Here is a 5,764-nt window from a genome sequence, read left to right as displayed (position 1 = left end):
CTCGGCAGAGGGGCAGGGCGGCTGGAGCGGTAACGAGGATGCGCCATCCGGCCATGGACCGGTTTACTGGGTGGTGATTGGCTTGTTGCTGGGTATTGCGGGGAGCAGTATTTTCTTTATGGCGCTCGGCGGTCGCAGGCGTCGCTAATTTCGGCCCATGCGAACGATGCTTGTACTCACCCTCCTCTTAAGCGTAGCCGCCACGCGCGCGCAATCCAGCGTAGACACCCTTCTTTCCCGGATGACGCTCGAGGAAAAAATCGGGCAAATGACCCAGGTCACTATCGACGTCGTGCTCAGGCCGGGGACGTTTACGATAGGGGTCGGCGGGGAAGCGGTCGATTTTACCTATCAATCCTCCCGTCCGGCGAGGTCTTCGGGTGGCAGGTTGTAGAGCGGGGTCCAGCTTTTCAGCCGTTCGGCCGCCTCCGGGTCGTGGGAGGGGAGCACGATCAGGTTTTCGTGCCGGGCAAAGGCCTTGATACGTTCGTAGGTGTCGTGCGCCTGGCGGTAACTGGCGTTGGCGCCGGTATATTTTTCGCGGATCAGTTGATCCTGGCTATAACAGATGTCGCCGGCGAAGAGGACGGGGCCGGCGTCGGTTTTGACCAGGACGGAAGCGTGACCCCACGTGTGGCCGGGCGTATGGACCAGCAGGAGGTCTTCTTCCCCGGTCAGCGCGTAGGTCCGCTCAAACATTTCGTAGGGACAATCGAGGGGCACCGGGACGGGATGGAAGTCGGGTGGCCACAGGTGCTTGAGCGTGCCGTGGGGCTTTTTCCATTCCAGGTCGTTCAGGATGACCCGGGTCGCGGGGAAATGCTTCAGCCCGTCGGTATGGTCGAAGTGGAGGTGCGTAAGGACGACGGTTTTGACCTGGCTCGTGGGGATGCCGAGGGCGCCTAGCTGGGCGTCGATTTCGTCTTCGCGTCGGACGTCGAATTTGAACTGGGAACGGTCGAACCAGCGGACGATCCAGCCGGAAGACTGGAAATACCGGGGGTCCATGACGGAGGCCACTTCGCCGGTATCGATCAGGAAGACGCCGTCGGGGTGCTCGATGGCCATCACCCATATGGGCAGCCACCCGGTAAACCGGTTGTCGAAAACAAAGTCCAAAAAAGCGCGCAGACCCCGTCCCCTGGCTTCGCGGTAGCGTCGTTTTACCGAGACGACCCCCGTGGAAATCAGGTGGATGCGGAGGGGCCGGCCCCGGGTCGTCAGTTCCATCGTTACGGGTTGATACATGGCCGTTTTAAGATACATATTTCGCTTATATTTATCGCATAATCCTCGCTAACACCCATGACGCCAACGGTAAGCATTCAACATCTCTTCAAGAGCTACGGCGACAAGGCCGTACTGAACGACATATCACTGGACGTATTCCCCGGCCAGATCATCGGCTATATCGGGCCCAACGGCGCCGGTAAGTCCACGACCGTAAAGATCCTGACCGGGTTGATCCCGGATTTCGAGGGGTCCGTGACGATAAACGGGCTGGACCTCCGCGAGCACCCCCTGGAGATAAAGCGGATGATCGGTTACATACCGGAGAACGCCGAGATCTACGACGTCCTTACGCCCATGGAGTATCTGCAGTTCATCGGGCGGTTGTACGACCTCTCGGCGGATACGGTGCGGGAGCGGGCCGAACAAATGCTGGCCGCCTTCGGGCTGAAGGACGTGCTGGATCAGCGCATGGATACGTTTTCCAAGGGGATGAAACAAAAGGTGCTGATCACCTCCGGTCTGCTCCACAACCCATCGCTGATCGTCCTGGACGAGCCCCTGTCGGGGCTGGACGCCAACGCGGTGATCGTCATGAAGGAGATCATGAGCCGGCTGGCACGGGAAGGGAAAACGCTTTTTTACTGCTCGCACATGATGGACGTGGTGGAAAAGGTCTCGGACCGGATCATGCTCATCAACCGGGGACGGATCATCGCCGACGGCGCTTTCGAAGAGCTCCGCAAAAACAGCGGCGACAGCCTGGAAAAGATCTTCGCCCAGCTGACGGGGGAAACCAACCTGGAGGGCGAGGCCGACAAGTTCGTAAACGCTTTTGAATCCTAAACGCCGGTTATGAACAAGCTGATCCTCCGCCTGGTCATGGCGTTCAAAGGACTCTACCGCGGCATGGGCGTAGATGCGGGGCAACTCGAGGCCATCCTCCAGGTAAAGCTCACCATGGACGACCGGCGGCCACGGAACGTATTCGGGCGCAACCAACCCCAGCGGAAAAAGGTGATCAGGAACGCCACGCTCGGGACGGTGATCACGTCGCTGGTGCTGGGGTGCGTCTACCTGTACTTTTTCTTCCTCAGCCAGGACTACCTGACCGCGTTCACGCTTTATTTCCTGATGTTCATGGTGATGCTGTCGATCACCCTGATCTCGGATTTTACCGACGTGCTGATCGACGTGAAGGACAATTATATCATCCTGCCCAGACCGGTCAACGCCCGGACGATCCTGATGGCCAGGCTCCTGCACATCCTCATCCACCTGTGCCGGATCGTCGTGCCGATGATGCTGCCGGGTCTCGTCTATGTGTCGATCCAGACGGGCGTGCCGGGCGCGTTGCTGTTCTGCCTGGATGTGGCGCTGGCCACGCTGGTTTGTATATTCGCCATCAACGCCGTATACCTGGTAATCCTGCGGGTGACGACCGTGGAGCGTTTCAAGGACATCATCGGGGTGGTGCAAATCCTGTTTTCGATCCTGGTCTTCGCGACCTACTACCTGGGACCCCGGCTGGCCGCCAACCTGGTCCTGGCCAAGTCCAGCATCATAGGACATCCCTGGTTCTACCCCGCGCCACCGCTCTGGCTGGCGGCCTTGTGGGAGGTGCTCCGGCACCCCGCCGGGCAAATACCGCTGTTGTACATGCTGGCCGCCGCGGGGGCGATTTTGCCTCCCCTTTGTATATGGGTTGTGATCCGTTTTCTCGCCCCCAGCTTCGACCGTAAGCTGGGCGGGCTGGGTTCCGGTGGGTCGGGGGCGGCGCCGTCGAAGGGCCGGTCTGTTAGGCGGGGGGCGTCTTACCGTTCGGTCTCCCACTGGGTTACCCGGGGTAACACGGAAAGCACCGGCTTCGACATCGCCTGGTTGTTGTCGGGCCGCAGCCGGGACTTCAAGCTCAAGGTCTATCCTTCCTTCGCATACGTGCTGGTGTACTTTTTTTATTATGTTTTCATCGGCAAGGACAAGGTCTCCATTGCGGACAAATGGAACCACCTGAACGAAACGCATATGTACATCCTGCTGATCTACTTCAGCAGCTTTGCGATGATCTCGGCCATTTCCAACCTGGTGTATTCCGATAAATACAAGGCTTCCTGGGTCTATTACGTGAGCCCGGTCAAGGTCCCCGGGGAAATCCTGGTGGGTGCGGTAAAGGCCATGCTGGTAAAGTATTTCATCCCGTTCTACGCGATGGTGTCCATCCTGGCTTTCTACATCTGGGGCATCGGCGTGTTGCCGGACCTGGTGCTGGGCCTGGTCAACGTCACCTGGTTTGGACTCCTGATGGGGTTTATGCGTCTGAAGAAATTCCCCTTTTCCGCCACGCCGAACATCCAGGCAGGGTCGGGTCGCTTTATACAGGGGCTGCTGATCATCGCGGTGCCCGGGCTCGTGGGGTTCGGTCACTACCTCATCCGTTCCACCCTGCCGTCGATCTCGACGTGGCTGATCTGGCTGTTTACGGTGCTGTCGGTCATCCTGGCATGGTTGATCTACGGCCGGTACCGGGAAGTGAGCTGGGCGGAACTGGAAAAGGCTTCCGCGGAATTTTAACGTACCCCGCCAAACCACAGGGCGCCCGGATTCGTTTTATATTGGTAACTTATCAACAGATTTGGGAGTTTTTGGTAAAATAGCGGGTTGGGCCTGTGTTGGTTGCTGCTGGTGGGGGATGGCGTCCGCATCTGCTTCTGTGCGGTCTGTGTACGCTGTGGGCTCGCTACGGGATACCGTGCCCGGGGTACAGGATACGGTCCCGGAGCACCGCCCTTCGTGGTTGCGGCGCAACATGGAGGCTTTCAAAAACAAGCGCTACCGGGATTCCGTCCTGGCCCAGCTTTCCCGTGAGAACGCCGCGCCCCCTACCGAAAGCGACAGCGCCATCCAAAAAAGCGAACAGGTCTTTTTGAGGTTCAATGGCAAGGTTATCCGCCGCGTTTATTTCCGCCGGGTCCAGGTCTTCGGTCCCAACAACATCTACGATACGACCTTCCAAAGCTCCAACAAGCTGCTCAAGGCCGCCAACGACATGCACTTCGATTCGCGGCAGTGGGTCATCCGGCAGTCCACCTTTTTCCGGAAGGGAGACACGGTCAACGCCTACGAGTTCGCCGATAACGAACGCTACCTGCGTAACCTGCCCTTTATCCAGGACGCGCGCATCTACCTGACCAACGCCTCCAGCAATTCGGATTCCGTGGACGTGAACGTCGTTACCAAAGACGTCTTCGAGTATGGGGGTGACATGAGCGAGCTCAGCACCGCCAACGCGAAGCTCGACATCTACAACAACGACCTTTTCGGCGGCGGTCAGTCGCTGACGCTGGGCTTTCTTTGGGATAAGACAATGACGCCCACCACGTATTCACAGGTGCAATACACCAAAAGCAATATGGGGGGGACGTTTATAGACGGGTCGGTCGGGTATACCTTTTTGAACAACAATAGCCCCCTGGATACCAATAATTACGAGGGGTCTTATTATATCAGCCTGAATCGCCCCCTGTACCGGAGCGTGACGCCGGTGATCGGCGGTATATCGCTGGCCAGGAACCATTCGATCAACATACACCACCTGGACGACAGCTTGTACCGGGACTATAAATACAACATCGTCGATGCCTGGGTGGGGTACAATTGCCGGCCCGGCCAGCACCGCAACAACGGTTCCGAAGAGACGGGACCGAGCCTGGCGGTCTTGTTGAGACACTACAACCTGTTTTTTACCGATTATCCGACGCCTGCGTTGTACAAGACCGACCCGGTATACAATAACCGGCGGTACCTGCTCGGGGAATTCGCCTTGTATCGGCAGGACTTTTTCAAGTCGCACTACTTCTTCGGTTTCGGGCGCACCGAGGACATCCCCCTGGGGTATACCATCGGCCTCTACGGGGGGGAAGAAACCTGGGTCCAGCGCCAGCGGGAATATACGGGCATCAACCTGACCAAGTACTGGGTGACCCCGCTCAAAGGCTTGCTGAACACCACGTTTGGCATCAGCAGTTTCTGGCACCCCGGCACGGGGTCCGAAGACGCGGTGATCCATGGTGAGATCGACTATTATAGCCGCCTCGTAAACTTTTCCTGGAGCCGCTTCCGCCAGTTCGTGACCTTCGACTACCTGGATTGTCCCAACCCTTACTTCTATAAGCCCCTCAACATAAACGGCCAGTTTGGCATATACGGTATCCGCAACACCTTCATCAACGGCTATGAGCGCCTGAACGTGCGCGCGCAGTCGAATTTCTATACGCCGCTGAAGGTTTACGGGTTCAAGTTCAATTTCCAGGCGTCCATCCAGACATCCCAGCTGGCTTACCGCAACGAGGACCTGTTTGGGAATAAATTGTACGCCGGTTTCGGGCTCGCCTGCGAAGTCCGCAACGAGAACCTCACGTTCAATACGCTGCGCATCGATGGGAATTACTATCCGTATGTGCCGCCGGGGATGAGGGGGCATTTCTTTGCGGAGATTACTACCGTGTCGGATTTCCGGTTCAACATCTTTGCGTTG

At 57.9% G+C, this 5,764-nt stretch carries 5 protein-coding genes; 4 read left to right on the top strand and 1 reads right to left on the bottom strand.

The features are described 5' to 3' along the window. The first annotated feature begins 157 nt into the window (after window positions 1–157). On the top strand, window positions 158–394 hold the full coding sequence (locus VL547_RS21250; RefSeq protein ID WP_325581755.1) for a hypothetical protein: 237 nt from the start codon (window positions 158–160) through the stop codon (window positions 392–394). Here VL547_RS21250 and VL547_RS21245 read toward each other — a convergent pair. Beyond that, window positions 352–1,248 carry an N-acyl homoserine lactonase family protein gene (locus tag VL547_RS21245; protein ID WP_325581753.1) on the bottom strand — a complete coding sequence of 299 codons (897 nt, stop codon included), beginning with the start codon at window positions 1,246–1,248 and terminating at the stop codon, window positions 352–354. The genes VL547_RS21250 and VL547_RS21245 overlap by 43 nt on opposite strands. A gap of 57 nt (window positions 1,249–1,305) precedes the next feature. Here VL547_RS21245 and VL547_RS21240 point away from each other — a divergent pair, with 57 nt between their 5' ends. The 3 genes from VL547_RS21240 to VL547_RS21230 form a co-directional block, all read left to right on the top strand. Then, on the top strand, window positions 1,306–2,076 hold the full coding sequence (locus tag VL547_RS21240; protein WP_325581751.1) for an ABC transporter ATP-binding protein: 771 nt from the start codon (window positions 1,306–1,308) through the stop codon (window positions 2,074–2,076). A gap of 9 nt (window positions 2,077–2,085) precedes the next feature. Further along, window positions 2,086–3,801, top strand: coding sequence for a hypothetical protein (locus tag VL547_RS21235; RefSeq protein ID WP_325581749.1), 1,716 nt, complete (start codon window positions 2,086–2,088; stop codon window positions 3,799–3,801). 139 nt (window positions 3,802–3,940) lie between these two features. Beyond that, the coding region (locus VL547_RS21230) for a hypothetical protein (RefSeq protein WP_325581747.1) at window positions 3,941–5,764 on the top strand (1,824 nt) is incomplete at its 3' end.

This window comes from Dinghuibacter sp., assembly GCF_035492835.1.
Lineage (GTDB): Bacteria > Bacteroidota > Bacteroidia > Chitinophagales > Chitinophagaceae > Dinghuibacter.
Note: the sequence above shows the minus strand (reverse complement) of the source record. Positions and strands in the feature narration are given on the sequence as shown.